The 17790-nt window shown below is 63.8% G+C and carries 16 protein-coding genes; 12 read left to right on the top strand and 4 right to left on the bottom strand.

Annotation, left to right across the window (positions count from 1 at the left end):
* The 6 genes from EOB59_RS35885 to EOB59_RS02855 all read left to right on the top strand — a co-directional run.
* Positions 1 to 635 (top strand): substrate-binding domain-containing protein (locus EOB59_RS35885; RefSeq protein ID WP_245486511.1); only part of this gene is annotated, 635 nt, incomplete at its 5' end.
* A gap of 68 nt (positions 636 to 703) precedes the next feature.
* Complete coding sequence (araG, locus tag EOB59_RS02875) at positions 704 to 2215, top strand: L-arabinose ABC transporter ATP-binding protein AraG (RefSeq protein WP_128287605.1); 1512 nt, start codon at positions 704 to 706, stop codon at positions 2213 to 2215.
* A gap of 10 nt (positions 2216 to 2225) precedes the next feature.
* Entirely contained in the window at positions 2226 to 3176 is a 951-nt protein-coding gene (gene araH, locus EOB59_RS02870; protein WP_027039818.1) for an L-arabinose ABC transporter permease AraH, read from the top strand.
* Positions 3177 to 3191: 15 nt separating this feature from the next.
* Complete coding sequence (locus EOB59_RS02865; RefSeq protein ID WP_128287604.1) at positions 3192 to 3971, top strand: SDR family oxidoreductase; 780 nt, start codon at positions 3192 to 3194, stop codon at positions 3969 to 3971.
* Positions 3972 to 3985: 14 nt separating this feature from the next.
* Complete coding sequence (gene araD, locus EOB59_RS02860; RefSeq protein WP_128287603.1) at positions 3986 to 5698, top strand: L-arabinonate dehydratase; 1713 nt, start codon at positions 3986 to 3988, stop codon at positions 5696 to 5698.
* Positions 5699 to 5709: 11 nt separating this feature from the next.
* Positions 5710 to 6615, top strand: coding sequence for a dihydrodipicolinate synthase family protein (locus tag EOB59_RS02855; RefSeq protein WP_127808182.1), 906 nt, complete (start codon positions 5710 to 5712; stop codon positions 6613 to 6615).
* A gap of 14 nt (positions 6616 to 6629) precedes the next feature.
* Here EOB59_RS02855 and EOB59_RS02850 read toward each other — a convergent pair whose 3' ends face one another.
* From EOB59_RS02850 to EOB59_RS02835, 4 genes are all read right to left on the bottom strand, one after another.
* Entirely contained in the window at positions 6630 to 7376 is a 747-nt protein-coding gene (locus EOB59_RS02850; protein ID WP_127271930.1) for an SDR family NAD(P)-dependent oxidoreductase, read from the bottom strand.
* A 68-nt stretch (positions 7377 to 7444) separates the two neighbouring features.
* The gene (locus EOB59_RS02845) at positions 7445 to 8956 is read right to left on the bottom strand and encodes an altronate dehydratase family protein (RefSeq protein WP_128287602.1); all 1512 of its coding nucleotides are present in this window, start codon (positions 8954 to 8956) and stop codon (positions 7445 to 7447) included.
* Between the two features lie 235 nt (positions 8957 to 9191).
* Positions 9192 to 9521, bottom strand: coding sequence for an L-rhamnose mutarotase (locus EOB59_RS02840; RefSeq protein WP_127365912.1), 330 nt, complete (start codon positions 9519 to 9521; stop codon positions 9192 to 9194).
* Positions 9522 to 9541: 20 nt separating this feature from the next.
* Positions 9542 to 10216 (bottom strand): GntR family transcriptional regulator, encoded by a 675-nt coding sequence (locus tag EOB59_RS02835; protein WP_128287601.1) that lies wholly within the window; start codon positions 10214 to 10216, stop codon positions 9542 to 9544.
* 338 nt (positions 10217 to 10554) lie between these two features.
* On the opposite strand from EOB59_RS02835, the gene EOB59_RS02830 reads away from it, so the two are divergent.
* The 6 genes from EOB59_RS02830 to EOB59_RS02805 all read left to right on the top strand — a co-directional run.
* The gene (locus EOB59_RS02830; RefSeq protein ID WP_128287600.1) at positions 10555 to 12057 is read left to right on the top strand and encodes a sugar ABC transporter ATP-binding protein; all 1503 of its coding nucleotides are present in this window, start codon (positions 10555 to 10557) and stop codon (positions 12055 to 12057) included.
* Positions 12054 to 13052: an ABC transporter permease gene (locus EOB59_RS02825; RefSeq protein ID WP_245466373.1), complete on the top strand. Its 999-nt coding sequence runs from the start codon at positions 12054 to 12056 to the stop codon at positions 13050 to 13052. Before EOB59_RS02830 ends, EOB59_RS02825 begins: the two co-directional genes overlap by 4 nt.
* Complete coding sequence (locus EOB59_RS02820) at positions 13052 to 14047, top strand: ABC transporter permease (protein WP_128287599.1); 996 nt, start codon at positions 13052 to 13054, stop codon at positions 14045 to 14047. Before EOB59_RS02825 ends, EOB59_RS02820 begins: the two co-directional genes overlap by 1 nt.
* Before the next feature lie 14 nt (positions 14048 to 14061).
* On the top strand, positions 14062 to 15000 hold the full coding sequence (locus tag EOB59_RS02815; protein WP_127269514.1) for a sugar ABC transporter substrate-binding protein: 939 nt from the start codon (positions 14062 to 14064) through the stop codon (positions 14998 to 15000).
* A gap of 238 nt (positions 15001 to 15238) precedes the next feature.
* Positions 15239 to 16411 carry an FMNH2-dependent alkanesulfonate monooxygenase gene (ssuD, locus tag EOB59_RS02810; protein WP_128287598.1) on the top strand — a complete coding sequence of 391 codons (1173 nt, stop codon included), beginning with the start codon at positions 15239 to 15241 and terminating at the stop codon, positions 16409 to 16411.
* On the top strand, positions 16408 to 17790 hold a 1383-nt coding region (locus EOB59_RS02805; RefSeq protein ID WP_245486510.1), incomplete at its 3' end, for an FAD/NAD(P)-binding protein. The genes ssuD and EOB59_RS02805, both read left to right, overlap by 4 nt.

Here is a 17790-nt window from a genome sequence, read left to right as displayed (position 1 = left end):
GCGCCGACGGCAAGGCGCTGGAAGACGTGCCGCATATGGGCATTTCGGCCACCAAGATCGGCGAAGCCGTCGGCCAGGCGATCGTCGACGAAATGAAGGCGCGCGGCTGGAAGGCGGACGAGGTCGGCGCAATCCGCGTCTCGTATGACCAACTGCCGACCGCGGTTGACCGCGTCGAAGGCGCCATCTCGGTGCTGAAGGCAAACGGCTTCACAGCCGAGAACATTTTTGACGCCCCGCAGGCCAAGACCGACACGGAAGCTGCCCTCAATGCGGCGACTGTCGTACTCAACGCGCATGCCGACATCAAGAAGTGGGTCTCCTTCGGTCTCAACGACGAGGCGGTGCTCGGCGCAGTGCGTGCTTCCGAAAGCGTCGGCATCCCCGCTGACAGCGTGATCGGCGTTGGCATTGGTGGCGCGGATTCCGCGATCAACGAGTTCAAGAAGCCGACCGCCACCGGCTTCGTCGGCACCGTGATCATCTCGCCGAAGCGTCATGGTTACGAGACGGCGCTCAACATGTATGACTGGGTTGCCAACAACAAGGAACCGGAGAAGCTGATCCTGACTTCGGGTGCACTCGCCAAGCGCGACGACTACCAGAAGGTCCGCCAGGGCCTCGGCATCGAATAATCCTCCCTGTACAGACAGGCGGCGGCTCATCCCGCCGCCTGTTTGTCATGGCTCAAAAGGATCGGCCCGTGTCCTTTCTCGACTTCTCGCACATCACCAAGACCTATCCGGGCGTCAAGGCGCTGTCGGACGTCTCGTTCGGCGTCGACAAAGGCGCCGTGCATGGCCTGATGGGCGAGAACGGCGCCGGCAAATCCACCCTGATCAAGATCCTGTCCGGCGACCAGCATGCCGATCAGGGGGAGATCCGCATTGACGGCAAGGTTCAGGCCTATACCTCGACCCGGGATGCCTTCGACAATGGCGTCATTGTCATTCATCAGGAACTGCAACTCGTTCCTGAACTCACCGTTGCCGAAAACCTCAGCCTCGGTCGTTTCCCCGCCAACGCCGGCATCATCGCCGGTCGCCGGATGCTGGACGACGTCGGCGCCAAGCTGAAATCGGCCGGTATCGACATCGACATGCGCCGCAAGGTCAAGACGCTGTCGATCGGCGAACGCCAGATGGTCGAGATCGCCAAGGCGGTCATGCTCGACGCACGCGTTATCGCGCTGGACGAACCGACCTCGTCGCTGTCCTCGCGCGAAAGCGAAATCCTGTTTGCCCTGATCAATCGCCTGCGCAGCGAGGGCAAGGTCATCATCTACGTCTCGCACAGGCTCGACGAGGTGTTCCGGCTCTGCGACAGCTTGACCGTGCTGCGCGACGGCAAGCTCGCGGCGCACCACGCGTCGCTGAAAGGCGTCACCCGCGATCAGGTCGTCGCCGAGATGGTCGGCCGCGAGATTTCGGATATCTGGGGTTTTCGCGCACGAAAAACAGGCGATGTCCGCCTGAAGGTCGACGCTCTCAGCGGCCCCAAACTGCAGACACCGGCCAGTTTCGAGGCAAGGGCAGGCGAGATCGTCGGCTTCTTCGGCCTGATCGGCGCCGGACGCTCGGAGCTGATGCGGTTGGTCTATGGCGCCGATCCGCGCTCGGGCGGCACCATCACCGTCGACGGCAAGCTGGTTCGCGCCACCGATCCGCGTGGCACGATCCGGGCCGGCATCGTGCTGTGCTCGGAGGATCGCAAGCATGACGGCATCATCCAGGGGCGCTCGGTCGAGGAGAACATCAACATCTCGTCGCGGCGCCATCACACACGCTTCGGCGTGCTCAACCGCGCCAGCGAGATCGCCACGGCCGAGACCTTTATCAAGAAGCTGAAGGTGCGCACGCCGTCGCGCAAGCAGGACATCATCAACCTCTCCGGCGGCAACCAGCAGAAGGTCATCCTCGGCCGCTGGCTGTCCGAACAGGGCGTGCGGGTGCTCATTGTCGACGAGCCGACGCGCGGCATCGATGTCGGTGCCAAATCGGAAATCTACGAACTGCTCTACCAGCTTGCGCAGGACGGCATGGCGATCGTCGTGGTCTCGTCCGAACTGCCGGAGGTGATGGGCATCTGCGACCGTATTCTGGTGATGTGCGGTGGCCGCGTCAGCGCCGAGCTCACCCGCGACCAGTTCGCCGAAAGGGCGATCCTGGCCGCCGCTCTGCCCGATCAGAAAACCCCCGACGCGATCGCATCCTGAGGACTTTGGCATGACCGACCAGTTGAAAAAAATCCTGCTCGGCGAACAGGGTCTCGTCGTCATCTTTGTCGTCGCCTTCGCGCTGGTGTCGGCTCTGGTGCCGAACTTCCTTACGGACCGCAACATGCTCGGCCTGCTGCAGTCGGTGGTCACCGTCGGCATCGTCGCCTGCACCATGATGTTCTGCCTCGCCGCGCGCGACTTCGACCTGTCGGTCGGTTCGATCGTCGCCTTTGCCGGCATGGTCGCTGTGATGGCCTCGAATTACACCGGCTCGATCCTGCTTGGCCTGCTGGCGGCAATCGCCTGCGGCGCTTTCGTCGGCTTCATCAACGGCGTTGTCATCGCCAAATTTCGCATCAACGCGCTGATCACGACGCTGGCCACCATGCAGATCGTGCGCGGCTTTGCGCTGATCGCGTCCGACGGCCGCGCCGTCGGCATCAACAGCCCGGATTTCTATCAGCTGGCGCTCTCGAAACTGCTCGGCATACCGACGCCGGTCTGGGTGCTTGCCATCCTGTTTTGCATCTTCGGCTTCGTCCTCAACCGGACCGTCTTCGGCAAGAACACGCTGGCCATCGGCGGCAATCCGGAGGCCTCGCGGCTTGCCGGCGTCAATGTCGACCGGACGCGCATCTGGATTTTTGCGCTGCAAGGCGTCGTCTGCGGTATCGCCGGCATCCTGCTGGCGTCGCGCATCACCTCGGGCCAGCCCAACGCGGCGGTCGGGCTGGAACTCTCGGTCATTTCGGCCTGCGTGCTCGGCGGCGTTTCGCTTGCCGGCGGCCGCGCCACCATGTCGGGCGTCATCGTCGGCGTGCTGATCATGGGAATCGCCGAAAACGCCATGAACCTGCTCAACATCCCGGCCTTCTACCAGTACATCGTGCGCGGCGTTATTTTGCTGCTGGCCGTGCTGCTCGACAATCTGCGCTCATCGGCACTGGGTCGGCGATAGGCTGGAGGAACAAAAATGGCTGAGCGCCTTTCCGGCAAACGCATCTTCCTGACGGGTGCAGCGCAAGGCATCGGGCTTGCCATCGCCGAAGCCTGTTTGGCCGAAGGCGCAAAACTGTTCCTGGTCGACCGCGACGCCGCACTGCTGGACAAGGCAGTCGCCGGCCTTGCCGCACCGCAAGGCCATGTCGGACATGTTGCGGCCGACATAAGCGACAGCGCCGGGATTGCGGCTGCCGTCAGCCAAGCGGCTGCCGAGATCGGCCCGATCAACGCGCTGATCAACAATGCCGGGGTCAATGTGTTCTCGACGCCGCTCGAGGCGACCGAGGAAGAGTGGAACCGCAACTTCGACGTCAACGTCAAGGGAGCCTGGAACTGCAGCAAGGCGGTGCTGCCGGGCATGATCGCGAGCGGCGGCGGCGCCATCCTCAACATCGCCTCGACGCACAGCTTCACCATCATCCCGCATACCTTCCCCTATCCGGTCGCCAAGCACGCGCTGCTCGGCCTGACCAAATCGCTGGCACTCGAATATGCGGCGCAAGGCGTGCGCGTGAACGCGCTGGCGCCGGGCTATGTCGAGACGCAGAAGGCGATCGATTACTGGAACAGCTTTGCCGATCCGGCCACAGCACGCGCCAACACCATGGCGCTGCACCCCGGCGACCGCATCGCCACGGCGCACGAGATCGCGCTTGCCGCGGTGTTCATGATTTCCGACGAGTGCCCGTTCATGAACGCGGCCACGCTCGTCGTCGACGGTGGACTGAGCCAGCTCCAGCATCCCGCCTGAACGCCGGAAAGACCATGACCAAGAGACGATCGCAGCACTGGTTCGGCGGGCTGGGCAAGGATGCCTTCATCCACCGCAGCTGGATGAAGAACAACGGCCTGCCCGATGATGCTTTCGACGGCCGCCCGGTGATCGGCATCTGCAACACATTCTCCGAATTCACGCCTTGCCACGTGCATTTCCGCGGCCTGATCGAGCATATCAAGGCGGGCGTGCTGGAAGCCGGCGGCCTGCCGCTCGAATTCCCGGTCTTCTCTTGCGGCGAGTCCAATCTGCGGCCGACGGCGATGCTGTTTCGCAACCTCGCCTCGATGGATGTCGAGGAGGCAATCCGCGGCAATCCCATGGATGGCGTTGTGCTGATGGCCGGCTGCGACAAGACCACGCCGTCGCTGGTCATGGGCGCGGCTTCCTGCGACCTGCCGTCGATCGTCATCTCAGGCGGGCCGATGCTCAATGGCCGCTTCCAGGGCCGGGAGATCGGTTCCGGCACCGATGTGTGGAAATTCTCCGAGGATGTCCGCGCCGGCGTGATGAGCGAGCAGGATTTCGCCGATGCCGAGAGCGCCATGTCGCGCTCGCCCGGCCACTGCATGACCATGGGCACGGCCTCGACCATGGCCTCGATGGTCGAAGCGCTCGGCCTGGCGCTGCCGGGCAACGCCGCCTATCCGGCTGTCGATGCACGCCGCAGCCGCATCGCCCGCATGACGGGGCGGCGCATCGTCGAGATGGTCAATGAGGATCTGCGCCCGTCGGCCATCCTCAAGAAAGAAGCTTTCGCCAACGCGATCCGTGTCAATGGTGCCATCGGCGGCTCGACCAATGCGGTCGTGCATCTGTTGGCGATCGCCGGCCGTGTTGGCACCGAGTTGACGCTGGACGATTGGGATCGATATGGCCGCGATGTGCCGACCATCCTCGACCTGATGCCGTCCGGCCGTTTCCTGATGGAGGATTTCTGCTACGCCGGCGGTATTCCGGCCGTCATGAAAGAGATCGCCGACATGCTCGATCTCGATGCGCTGACCGTCACCGGCAAGAGCGTGCGCGAGAACATCAGTGATGCCCAAAACTACAATCCGGAGGTGATCCGCCCGCGCGACAAGGCGCTGACATCGCAGGGCGGCATCGCGGTGCTGCGCGGCAATCTGGCGCCCGACGGCGCCATTATCAAGCCGTCCGCCGCCTCGCCAGCGCTGATGAAGCATCGCGGCCGCGCCGTCGTCTTCGAGGACATCGACGACTACAAGGCGCGCGTCGACGATCCCTTGCTGGACATCGACGATGCGTCGATCATGGTGCTGAAGAATTGCGGGCCGAAAGGCTATCCTGGCATGGCCGAAGTCGGCAACATGGCGCTGCCTCGGAAGCTGCTGAAGCAAGGCGTCCGCGATATGATCCGCATCTCCGACGCCCGCATGTCCGGTACCGCCTTCGGCACTGTCGTTCTGCATGCCGCACCCGAAGCCGCTATCGGCGGCCCGCTGGCGCTGGTCAGGAGCGGCGACTTCATCGAGCTCGATGTCGAAGCGAGGAAGCTGCATCTCGACGTGTCGGAACAGGAGTTGGCGCGGCGTCGTGAATCCTGGCTACCGCCCGTCCCGGCGATGCGCGGCGGCTATCAGGGGCTTTACGTCGACCATGTCCTGCAGGCGGATCGTGGCGCCGACCTCGACTTTCTCGTCGGAAGCCGTGGCCACGCCATCCCGCGCGAAAGCCATTGAGGCCGACCAGCATGCCTAATTTCCGGCCTTTCGATTTCCACGGCATTCACGCCATTCTCTACGCGCTCTTTGACGTGAACGAACAGCTGGACCGCGCGGCGATGCGTCGGCAGGTCGAGATCTGCCTCGCGACCGGCGTGCACGGCATGGCGGCGCTCGGCCTGGCAACGGAAGTCGCCAAGCTGACCGAGGCCGAGCGTCGGACGATCATGGACTGGACGGCGGAAGACACCGCAGGAAAAGTGCCGCTCGCCTTCACCATCTTCGGTTCTTCTGTGGCTGAGCAGGTGGCGCAGGTTCGCCATGCCGAAAGCGTCGGAGCGGATTGGGTGATCCTGCAGCCGCCGCCAGCCGGATCCTATGGTGCGCCGGAATACATCAAGTTCTTCGGCCGCGTCGCCGAGGCGACCGACCTGCCGGTGGCGATCCAGAACGCGCCGGCGTTTTTCGGGCGCGGCCTGTCATCGGACGAAATCCGCGAACTCGTCACGCTGCATCCCAACATAAGGCTGATCAAGGGCGAAGGTCCGGTCACCGACATCGCCGGGCTGATCGAGCGCACCGAAGGCCGGATACCGGTTTTCAACGGACGCGGCGGCCTGGAACTGATCGACAATTTCCGCATCGGTTGCCGCGGCATGATCCTGGCGCCGGATTGCGCCGACTATGCCGTGCGCGCCTATCATGCGTTCCGCGCCGGAGACGAAGTCACGGCCGAGGCTGAATATGCAAGAATATTGCCGGCTGCCGTCTTCGTCATGCAAGGCATCGAGAGCCTGGTCTGTTACGGCAAGCGGCTGTTCGGCGCCCGCGCCGGCATCCCGGTACATGACCGGGCTCCGGCGATGCGGCCAGGCGAGCCTGGCCTCGCAATGGTGGAGCGCTTTGCGATTGGTCTGGGTCGGTTGCCTGGCTGAACGGCAACTGCCTTTCAGTAGGTCGTCCGTCCACCCGACAGGTCGAACGTGGAGGCGGTTGTAAAGCTGTTCTCCTTGGAGACGAGCCAGGCGACCATCGCCGCGGCTTCGTCAACCTCCAGCAGGCGGCCGCGCGGAATGCGCGAGCGCATATATTCGATGTGCTCCGGCGTCAGTTGTTCGAGGATGCGCGTCTGTGCCGTGGCCGGCGAGATGCAGTTCACGGCGATGTCGTACTGCGCCAGTTCCTTGCCGAGCGACTTGGTCAAGCCGATGACCGCCGCCTTCGAGGCTGAATAGGCGGAGGCGTTGGGGTTGCCTTCCTTGCCGGCCACCGAAGCGATGTTGACGATCCGTCCGTAATTGCGCTCCTTCATTCCGGGAACCACGGCGCGATTGACGTAGAACGTACCGTTTACGTTGACGTCGATGACCTTCTTCCACGTCTCGATGTCGTAGACGTCGAGCGGGGCGGCCGGGCCGGCAATTCCGGCGGAATTGACCAGAATGGAAATCTTGCCGGCCAGCTCTTCGGTCCTGGCGCGCGCCGCGTCCACCGACGCCCAATCGGCGACGTCCACGGTCTCCGTCGTGGCGGCGCTGCCGAGTTCCTTCTTGGCGGTTTCGAGGCGGGCCTCATCGAGATCCCACAAGGTTACCGTCGCGCCGGAGGCGACGAAACGTCTGGCCATCGCAAAGCCGAGGCCCTGGGCGCCGCCGGTGACCACAGCGTGCTGGCCGTCAAGATCGATCCTGTTCATGTCGAGCGGTTCTTTCCGTTTGAGCTACTTCCGGGATAAAGGCCGGCCTGCGCAGGCGGGCGATATCGCTACATGGTTGCGCCAAGGCTCCATGGCACGAACTCGTTGTCGCCATAGCCGAGCGCTTCCGACCTGGTGCGCCCGCCGGATGCGACGCGCAGGATCTCGGCGAAGATTTCCCGGCCCTTCTCGGCCAGCGAGACGCCGTCCAGTATGTCTCCGCAATTGATGTCCATGTCCTCGCGCATCTGCTCGAAGATAAAGGTGTTGGAGGCAAGCTTGATCGAGGGCGTCGGCTTGCAGCCGAAGGCCGAACCGCGGCCGGTGGTGAAGCACAATATGTTGGCGCCGCCGGCGACCTGCCCGGTGGCCGAGACCGGATCGTAGCCAGGCGTATCCATGAAGACGAGGCCGCGCTCGTTGATCGGCTCGGCATATTCCAGCACTGCGCGCAGATTGGTGGTGCCGCCCTTGGCGGAGGCGCCGAGCGATTTCTCCAGGATGGTCGTCAGCCCACCCAGCTTGTTGCCGGGCGAAGGGTTGTTGTTCATCTCCATGTCGTGCCTGGCGGTATGATCCTCCCACCAGCGGATGCGCTCGATCAGCTTTTCACCCACCGCGCGGCTCTCGGCGCGCAAGGCGAGAAGATGTTCGGCGCCATAGATTTCGGGCGTCTCCGAGAGCACGGCCGTGCCGCCTTGCCCGACAAGCAGGTCCACCGCAGCACCCAGTGCCGGATTGGCGCTGATGCCGGAGTAGCCGTCCGATCCGCCGCATTGCAGTGCTAGCACCAGTTCGGAGGCTGGTTGCGGCGTCCTTTCGGCGGCGTTCACCGTAGGCAGCATGTCGACGATCGCCTTGACGCCGGCCTCGACTGTCTTTCGCGTGCCGCCGGTTTCCTGGATCGTCATCGTGCGGAAAATCGTGCTCTCCTCGATGTTGTACGACTGCATCCAGCGCGGAATCTGGAACGCTTCGCAGCCGAGCCCGACCATCAGCACGCCGCCGACATTGGGGTTCGTGGCAAAGCCCCATTGCGTGCGCTTCAGCAGGTCGTAAGCGGGACCCTTGGTGTCGATGCCGCAGCCGGTGCCGTGGACGAGTGCGATGATGCCGTCGATATTGGGATAGTCGCGCAGGATGCCAGACCGGTTGACCTCGTCGGTGATGAACCGGGCGACGCTGGCAGAGCAATTCACTGACGTCAGGACGGCGATGAAGTTGCGCGTGCCGACCTTGCCGCTCGGCCGGCGGTAACCCATGAAGGTGGCCCGCTCGGCCTCGGCAACGATCTCGGTTTGCCTGGTATTGGTGCCGAAGACGTAGTCGCGTTCGAAATTGCGCAGATACACATTGTGCTCGTGAACCCAGTCGCCGGCGACGATGGGTTCCCGCGCAAAGCCAATGGTCTGGCCGTATTTCACGATCGGGTCGTCCGAGCCGATGTCGCACAGCGCCATCTTATGCCCGCGCGGTATGCGCGCCTTCGCTGCCACGTCCCCGGCCTTGTCGCCGATCTTCAACGGATCGACTGCCAGAAGAATGTTGTCGGTATCCGACAGCTTGATGAACCGTGCCATGACCCAAACTCTGAAAAAGCTCTCCCCGACAAGGAGCGTCGAGAGGCAAAAGTGATTTGGAATACTAATATAATAGAATGTCAGTGGTCAAGGTGCGGTTGCGAAAGGCCTGGACTGCAGGGCGTTGCGGCGGATCGGTCAGGTGAGTGGCGTGCGATGAGTGCGCCTTGCGGCGCAGTTTGAGGGCGGCAAACGGCTGGATGAAACAACGGATCGCCGCCCGGCCGGGACACGGTCAGTCGAGATGGAAGACCTCTTCCATCGCCGCCCACCATTCGCCGTCGGCGCGCGTCGGCAGTGGCGTCTGCATGGGGTCGCACAGCTCCCACCATTTGCGCATCGCCGGCGACTCGCTCATCCGCGCCGCATCCCTGGCGAAGTCGCTGCCGTGATACTCCCAGCAGGCGAACAGAAGGTTCTCCGGTTCGCGCAGGAAGATCGAATAGTTGCGGATGTTGGCGCGGCTGATGACGTCGAGCACTTCGGGCCAGACGGCGGCGTGGACGCGCTTGTAGTCCGCGATCGCCTCGGCTTTCACGCCGATACATAGTCCCATTCTTTGCATGCCGGTGGCTCGCAGGGGCTTCAGTCGAGAAGGTCGGCGGCGACTTCGAGCGTGTTGCGGAACGACGTCTCGAGATGATGTTCCATGGCCCTTGCCGCCCCCTCGGCGTCGTGGCGCTTCAGCGCGTCGAAAATGGCCTCGTGCTGCTCGATCGTCTGTTCTCCATAGCCCGGTCTTGGGATGGCGAGATAGCGTCCGCGATCCATCTGTGCCTTCGAGATGTCGACGGCTCTCCAGATCATCGGCAGGCCGCAGATCTCGGCTATGGTGCGGTGGAAGACATCGTCGAGCTGTATCGCGGTGGCATATCTGCCGCGGGATATGGCAAGCCGGTGCGCCGCCATGTTGTCTTCCAGCAATTCGCTGGCCGCCGCTGTGAACTTGGCGGCCGCGCGTCGGGCGCTCTCCATCTCCAGTGCCCGCCGAATGACATAGGCTTCTTCCAGGTCGGCCCGGCTGATCGGAGCGACATAGGTGCCGGTCTGTGCCAGGATCTTGACCAGGCCCTCGTCGCTGATGCGCTTGACCGCTTCGCGCACCGGGGTGCGCGACACCCCCAGGGCCTCCGCGATGGCGACTTCGTTGATGACCTCTCCCGGCTTCAGCTGCCCGACGACGATCAGGTTGCGGATCTTGTGGTAGATCTGATCGCGGAGCGGAAGAGCCCGATTGAGCGTCGAAGGATCCAGGTCCATTGCAAATCCGTGTCTTCGTTCACCAGAAATGGCCAGATAATACTAGAATGTCAATCGGAACGCATCCAATGGAAGCGGTCGGGTGTCGGTGGACACGATGTTCATAACGACCGCCGGAATCCACCTTGCCAGAACTATTATATTAGTGCAATAGTCATCATCCGCGGTGAGAAATTCAACCGCAACCGAGAGCCTTGACTGAGTCGCGTGTTCAAAAGCCCGGACGTTCAAGCCAGTTAGAAGAGGGGTCGAGCTGTGTTGAAGCGACTATTATACTAACATATCGATGGCCGATACCGAGGACGATCGGCCGGCCGCCAGGAGGAACCTAGCCAGATATGACTGTCGCCGCCGATTGCGCCTTGGACATGCGAGGCATCAGCAAGACGTTCCCGGGCGTGAAGGCTCTGTCCAACGTCAATTTCGCCGTGAAATTCGGCACCGTTCATGCGGTCGTGGGTGAGAACGGCGCCGGCAAATCAACGCTCATGAAAGTGCTCAACGGGTCCTACGCACCCACCAGCGGCGCAATCAGGGTCGGCGGCGCCGAAGTGCGCATGCGCCGGCCCGCCGATGCCCAGGCGCTGGGCATCCGCATGGTGCATCAGGAAATCAATCTGGTCCCCGATCTGAGCGTCGCCGAAAACGTCTATCTCGGCCGCATGCCGGGCAAGTGGACCTTTCTGCGCAAGAGCGAGATGATCCGGTCTGCAGCCGCCGTCCTCGATGAGCTCGGAGCGGCCATCAACCCGCGTGAACGGCTCGGCAACCTGTCGATCAGCCAGCAGCAGCTCGTCGAGATCGCCAAGGCCTACGCGGCGCAGCCCAGGATCATCGTCCTGGACGAACCGACATCCAGCCTCAGCGAGCATGAGACGGCGGCGTTGTTCCGGATCTTGCGCAAGATGCGCGATGACGGAATCGCCATCATCTATATCAGCCACCGACTGAAGGAGGTGCTCGAAATTGCCGACGAGGTGACTGTGCTGCGCGACGGCTCAATGATCGAGACGCGGCCGATCGAAGGCATAAATGCCGCTCACATGATCAGGCTGATGGTCGGTCGCGAAGTCAGCAATGTCTTCCCGAAAAGCCCGGCCGAGATCGGCAAGTCGGTGCTGCGGGTCGAACGCATCAGCGACGGCACGCGCTTCCGCGATGTCAGCTTCGATGTACGCGCCGGCGAGATACTGGGCTTGACCGGGCTGGTGGGTGCTGGCCGCACCGAGGTTGCCCGCGCAATCTTCGGCCTGTCGCGGCTTGTCGAGGGCTCGGTCAGCGTCAACGGACGCAAGGTCTCGATCAACTCGCCATCCCAGGCGGTCAGGGCAGGCATTGCCTATGTTCCCGAAGATCGCAAGGGCGACGGCGTCGTGCCTGGAATGTCGATCCGGGAAAACATTAGCCTGCCCATATTGCGCCGCCTGAGCCGTTTCGGACGCATCAGCCGCAGCGCCGATCACGCGCTTGCCGCGGACTCGGTCAAGCAGTTTTCAATTTCACCGCCCGACGGCGAACGGCGCATCAACCTGCTGTCGGGCGGTAACCAGCAGAAGGCGGTCATCGCCAAATGGCTTGCCGCCAAACCTTCGGCCTTGATCCTCGACGAGCCGACGCGGGGCGTCGACGTCGGCGCCAAGGCCGAGATCCACCACATCATCGGCCAACTCGTCGCCGGCGGCATGGCAGTCGTGATGATCTCGTCGGAGCTGCCCGAAATCCTCGGCGTCTGCGACCGCGTGGTGGTGATGCGCGATGGCTATGCCTCCGAGCCGCTCCTGCGCAGCGAATTGAGCGAGGAACGCATCATGGCGCTGGCCACGGGGGAGGAGATGGCGTGACCGAAGCGGCCATGGAGATCGGCGGTGTGAACCGCAACGACCGCTTCACGCGCGGCAGCAGGCTTGTCGGTGTCCTGTCGAAGGCGGGGCTGGCCTTCGCCATCCTCGCCGTGATGCTCTACGGCTCCTTCGTCAGCCCCGCCTTCTTCACATCAGGCAATTTGCTCAACGTCCTGACCTCGATGTCCATCGTCGGCATCGTCGTCGTCGGCATGACCTTCGTGCTCGTGGTCGGCGGCCTGGCCGACCTCTCGGTGCCGGCCACCATCGCCTGCGGCGCCATCCTGTCGCTCGGGCTGCAGCCGATGATCGGGCCGCTGCCGGCCTTCGTGCTGGCGGTTGGTCTCGCGGGCCTCATAGGCCTGCTCAACGGGGTCCTGGTCGGCTATGTCGGCATCAACCCCATCATCGCCACGCTCGGCATCGGCACGATCGGACTGGGCATCGTCCAGGCGGCAGTCGGCGGCGTCATCGTCTATGGCAGCAATCCCGCTTCCGCCGAGTTCGCCAAGGGCCGGCTGTTCGGCATTCCAGTCGTGGTGCTGATCTTCCTGGTCATTGCTCTTGTCGGCCATTTCGTGCTGTCCCGCTCCTTCTGGGGCAGATGGACGCTTGCCACCGGCGGCAATTACAGCGCCGCCGAGGCAAGTGCGGTTCCGGTGCAGGCCGTGAAGGCTGGCGCCTTCGTGATCACAGCACTCGCTTCCGGCATCAGCGGCGGCCTGCTCGGGCTGACGCTGCAGAGCGCGCGGCCGCTCATCGGCGGCGGCTACGAATTCAGTGCCATCACGGCGGTGGTGGTCGGCGGCGTGTCGATCGTCGGTGGCTTCGGATCGGTGCCACGGGCCATCGCCGGCCTCATCTTCGTGCAACTGTTGACCAACGTCATGGTGCTCGACGGTGTGCGCACGCCGATCCAGGGTTTCGTGCTCGGCATCCTGATCGTCGGCGCCGTTGGCATGGATGCGGCGCTGCGCAAGCGGGGCGTGGCGTGATGCGTTTTCTTTCGCTTGTCTCGCAGTATCGCGTCGTCGTCATTCTCGGTCTGACGCTCGTCATTTCCGCGCTGGTGGTCCCCGGCTACCTCTCGGCATCGACCCTCGGCCTCGGCCTCGACCGGGCGGCGACGATCGGCCTGATCGCGATCGGCCTGACGGTGCTTTTGATATCGGGCCAGATCGACCTCTCCGGTGGCGCGGTGTTTGCCCTGGCCGGCATCGTGTCGGTCATCCTGCAGCGAGAGATCGGCATCCTGCCTGCTGCGATCGTCGGCATCCTGGTCGGTACCCTGGCAGGCGCCGTCAACGGCATGCTGGTCGTCGGCCTGAAGGTGAATTCGCTCGTGCTGACGCTCGCGACGATGCTCATCTTCCGCTCGCTCGCGCACTGGATCACCAACAGCCAGCCGGTGACCGGAACCGACATCATGCTCTCCCTGGCGCTGGCCAAGATCTATCTCGATGTCTTCACCCTCCGCAGCGCGCTGTTCATTGCCCTGATCGTGCTGCTGCATTTCTGGCTGACGCGCACCATACCCGGGCGCAACGTCTTTGCGGTGGGGTCCAACCCGGCGGCTGCCAAGGAAAGCGGTATCGCCTCGGACCGTATCGTCTTTCTCGGCTTTGTCTTTGCCGGCACGCTTGCCGGCCTGGCGGGGGTTCTCCAGAGCCTCGTCACCAACACCGGCTCGCCCGTCTTCGGCTCGGAACTGACGGTCGCCGTCATTGCCGCGGTCGTTGTCGGCGGAACTCGTCTCGAAGGCGGCAGGGGATCCGCGCTCGGCACGCTCGGCGGCGTGCTGACGATCGGCTCGCTGACCATCGCGATGGAGTTCCAGTCCGTTCCCGCATACGTCCAGCAGGTCGTGTCCGGGCTTATCCTGATCCTGCTCGTCGTGCTCGATCGGGCCGTTACCACCAAGGGGAGGGCTCCGGGCACGCGCCCGGCGCTCGTTCGCGACAATCCAATCACTCAAGGAGGAACCACATGATTGGGAGGAAACACATGATTGGCAAGAAAAGCATGCTTCACGTCGCCGCCGTGGCGGCTGTGCTGGCATCGACGGGCTGGGCCAGCGCCAAGACGGTCTGCTACGTGACGGCAGCGGATTCGCATGCCTACGCGACGCCGGCCAACAAGGCGCTTCAGGCGCGCGCCGCGGAACTCGGCATCGAGATCCTGAGCCTCAGCCAGGATTTTGATGTCCAGAAAGGCACCGAGCAGCTCAACACCTGCGTTGCGCGCAAGGTCGACGGCATCATCCTGTGGCCGCTCGACCCGCAGGCATACATACCGGGGCTGGCGCGCGCGCAGCAGGCGAACATTCCGGCGATCCTCATCAATTCACCGATGAGCGACGATGCCAAGCCGTTCATCAAGTCGTTCACCGGGCCTGACGTCTACGAGGAAGGCAAGCTGGCGGCGGACTCGCTGAGCAAGGCGCTCGGCGGCAAGGGCTCCGTCGTCATCATCGCCGGCCAGGCCGGCAACGGCACCACGATCGGACGCGTCAGCGGCTTCACCGACCGTCTGAAGGAAACCAATGCAGACATCAAGGTGCTCGACACGGTCAACGCCGACTTCGACCAGCAAAAGGCGCTGGTGGTCAGCCGCGATCTGATCACACGCTTCGGCGACCAGATCAGCGGCGTCTACGCCAATGACGACACGATGGCCCGCGGCTTCATCGATGCCTGGAAGGAGGCCAACCCCTCCAAGGCCGCACCGCCGATCGTCGGCATCAATGGCCAGAAGGATGCGTTCGAATCGATCCGCACCAATGAAATGTACTCGACCATCGTCCAGTCGCCCGTCGAGGATGGCCGCCTGGCAATCAACACGATGGCCGAGATCATCGACGGCAAGCAGGTCAAGGACCGGCTGCCCATCCCGCTGACCGTCGTCACCAAGGACAACGTCAACGCGGTCGAACCAGCGTTCTGATACGAGGAGGCCGGCCCGGTGTATTCGGGCCGGCCTCCTTTTCTTGCCAGAGAGAGAAATTCTAATAGCGGCGGCAGAATTGGAATAAACTAACTCTACAGAGTTTGTGGAATAAGCAATCTGCACTGGCGATCTGGTTTCCACCCGGACAGGACCACGCCATGCCCACTCTTTCGCATCAGCTACTCACCAAAGCAGGCATACCCGGCCGCCTTCGTCAGGCAGCGGGACAGAGGCCATGAGCCGGGTCGTGCCGGACCGCATCAAGGTGCTCTGGTTTCTGCCGACGCATGGCGACAGCCGTTATCTTGGCACGGCCGAGGGCGGCAGATCGGTCGATCTGCCGTATCTGACGCAAGTGGCGAAGGCGGCCGACACGCTCGGCTACTACGGCGTGCTGTTGCCGACCGGCCGCTCGTGCGAGGATTCCTGGGTGATCGCATCGGCTCTTGTGCCGATGACCGAACGCTTGCGTTTCCTTGTCGCCGTGCGGCCCGGTTTGCAGTCGCCAACGCTGACCGCGCGCATGACTGCGACGCTGGATCGCATCTCCAATGGCCGCCTGCTGATCAACGTCGTCACCGGCGGCGATCCGCTGGAGAACAAGGGCGACGGCATTTTCCTGTCGCATGCCGAGCGCTACGAGGTGACGCAGGAATTCCTTCGGATCTACAAGCGGGTGCTGAGCGGCGAGACGGTCGAACATGAGGGCAAGCATTTCCGCATCGAGGATGGAAGGCTGCTGTTTCCGCCGGTGCAGACACCCTATCCCCCGCTCTACTTCGGCGGCTCGTCCGACGCTGGGTCCGTGGTGGCGGCGCAGGAGATCGACAAATATTTGACCTGGGGAGAGCCGCCAGCCGATGTCGAGCGCAAGCTGGACGGCATGCGTGAACTGGCGCAGAAGGCCGGCCGCAAGCTCTCCTTCGGCATTAGGCTGCATGTCATCGCGCGCGAAACCACCGAGGAGGCCTGGGCCGCTGCCGACAGGCTGATCAGCCGGCTCGACGACGCGACGATCGCCTCGGCTCAAAAAGTCTTTGCCCGCATGGATTCGGTCGGCCAGGCGCGGATGAGCGCACTGCATGGCGGCAATCGCGCCAAGCTCGAGATCGCGCCCAATCTGTGGGCCGGCGTCGGCCTGGTGCGCGGCGGCGCAGGGACCGCACTTGTCGGCGATCCCGACACGATCGCCGAGCGCATCGACGAGTACCGGCGCCTCGGCATCGATACCTTTATCCTTTCCGGCTATCCGCATCTCGAAGAAGCCTATCGCTTCGGTGAGCTGGTGCTGCCGAAACTGCCGACCGACCATCTGGTCAAGGCAGCCGGCTCTTCCGTCAACACCGGTCCGTTCGGCGAAACCATCGCCGGCGACCACCGGCCGAAGTCGCTCGCCAGCGCCTCGTGAACTTGCTTCCTGCGTCCTCGCGGTTGCGCGTCGCCATTATTGGCGGCGGCTTTTCCGGCGCGGCGGTGGCGTGGCACCTGGCGCGAGCACCTCAATCGGAGCGCCTGTCGATTTCCGTCATCGAGCCGCGACCAGCGCTCGGCGGCGGCCTTGCCTATTCCAGCGAGGAACCGTCGCACCGGGTCAATGTCCCCGCAGTCAGGATGAGCATGGCTCCCGACGACCCGCAGCATTTTGCACGCTGGTTGACTGGCAGCGGAGAACTCGAACACGACCCGGATGCCATCTGGAAGAACGGCGACGCTTTTCCGCGCCGGCGCGTGTTCGGCCGCTATGTCGCCGAGCATCTGGCGCCGTATCTCGGTTCCGGCCTTGTTCATCATGTTCAAGGTTCCGCCATACGCGTGACGCGCGATGCCAGTGGCGCGGGCTGGACCGTGCATACGTCCAGTGGGTTGGTCGCTGCCGATATCGTCGTCCTGGCAGCGACGCACCCACAGCCCGCGATTCCAGCCGCGCTGATCCATCTGACGGAAGCACCGGGTTTCATCGCCGACCCGTATGCACCAGCGGCGCTTGCCGCGATTGGTCCGGAGGCGTCGGTGCTGATCGTCGGCTCCGGGCTGACCTCTGCCGACATGGTCACCGAACTCGACCGTCGTGGCCATCGCGGCCGCATCCTCGCGCTGTCGCGCCGCGGCTTACGCTCGCGCGGACACCCCGATGTCAGGGGCGAGCCTTTTGGCGATTTTGCATCCGCGCCGGCCACGACGGCGCTCGGCCTGCTCAGGGCCATTCGCGCGACGCTGACAGCTGCGAGAGCGGCCAATGTCAACTGGCAGGCGGTCTTCGACCAACTGCGCCTGCAGGGGCCGGTGCTGTGGGCCGCACTTGCCCCGCCGGAGCGGGCAAGGCTGGTCCGCCGGCTGCGCGTGTTCTGGGACGTGCATCGCTTCAGGATCGCTCCGCAGGTGGCGGCGGTGCTCGACCGGCGTCATGCGGCCGGCACATTCGACACCATTGCCGCCAGGCTTGTCGCGTCGAACGATGAGGACGGCAGCCTGGCTGTCAGCTTCCAACGACGCGGGCAGACACGGATCGAGACGACGCGCTTCGATGCCGTCATCAACACTACGGGTCCGGCTCATGGGCAGGCATTACAGCTGAACCCGGCGCTAAGCTCGCTGGCGGAAGCCGGCTTGATCAGGACGGACCAATATGGACTTGGCATCGAGACAAGTCTCGACAGCCGCGCAATCGGCTCGGACGGTGAGGCGGTTGCGACACTCCTGGTCGCCGGCCCGCTGGCACGAGGCACTTTCGGCGAGCTCATGGGTCTGCCGGAAGTTGCACGCCATGCCCAGGCGGTCGCGGGGGAA

Origin of the sequence: Mesorhizobium sp. M7A.F.Ca.MR.176.00.0.0 (genome assembly GCF_004023165.1) — a bacterium.
In the GTDB taxonomy this organism is placed as follows: domain Bacteria; phylum Pseudomonadota; class Alphaproteobacteria; order Rhizobiales; family Rhizobiaceae; genus Mesorhizobium.
The sequence above is the reverse complement of the archived record's forward strand: the minus strand, read 5'-3'. Positions and strand labels throughout refer to the sequence as shown.

Excerpts from the sequence above, each read along its gene's own strand:
- araH (WP_027039818.1), top strand. The coding sequence starts at position 2,226 with ATGACCGACCAGTTGAAAAAAATCCTGCTCGGCGAACAGGGTCTCGTC.
- EOB59_RS02865 (WP_128287604.1), top strand. The coding sequence starts at position 3,192 with ATGGCTGAGCGCCTTTCCGGCAAACGCATCTTCCTGACGGGTGCAGCG.
- araD (WP_128287603.1), top strand. The coding sequence starts at position 3,986 with ATGACCAAGAGACGATCGCAGCACTGGTTCGGCGGGCTGGGCAAGGAT.
- EOB59_RS02855 (WP_127808182.1), top strand. The coding sequence starts at position 5,710 with ATGCCTAATTTCCGGCCTTTCGATTTCCACGGCATTCACGCCATTCTC.
- EOB59_RS02850 (WP_127271930.1), bottom strand. The coding sequence starts at position 7,376 with ATGAACAGGATCGATCTTGACGGCCAGCACGCTGTGGTCACCGGCGGC.
- EOB59_RS02845 (WP_128287602.1), bottom strand. The coding sequence starts at position 8,956 with ATGGCACGGTTCATCAAGCTGTCGGATACCGACAACATTCTTCTGGCA.
- EOB59_RS02840 (WP_127365912.1), bottom strand. The coding sequence starts at position 9,521 with ATGCAAAGAATGGGACTATGTATCGGCGTGAAAGCCGAGGCGATCGCG.
- EOB59_RS02835 (WP_128287601.1), bottom strand. The coding sequence starts at position 10,216 with ATGGACCTGGATCCTTCGACGCTCAATCGGGCTCTTCCGCTCCGCGAT.
- EOB59_RS02830 (WP_128287600.1), top strand. The coding sequence starts at position 10,555 with ATGACTGTCGCCGCCGATTGCGCCTTGGACATGCGAGGCATCAGCAAG.
- EOB59_RS02820 (WP_128287599.1), top strand. The coding sequence starts at position 13,052 with ATGCGTTTTCTTTCGCTTGTCTCGCAGTATCGCGTCGTCGTCATTCTC.
- EOB59_RS02815 (WP_127269514.1), top strand. The coding sequence starts at position 14,062 with ATGATTGGCAAGAAAAGCATGCTTCACGTCGCCGCCGTGGCGGCTGTG.
- ssuD (WP_128287598.1), top strand. The coding sequence starts at position 15,239 with ATGAGCCGGGTCGTGCCGGACCGCATCAAGGTGCTCTGGTTTCTGCCG.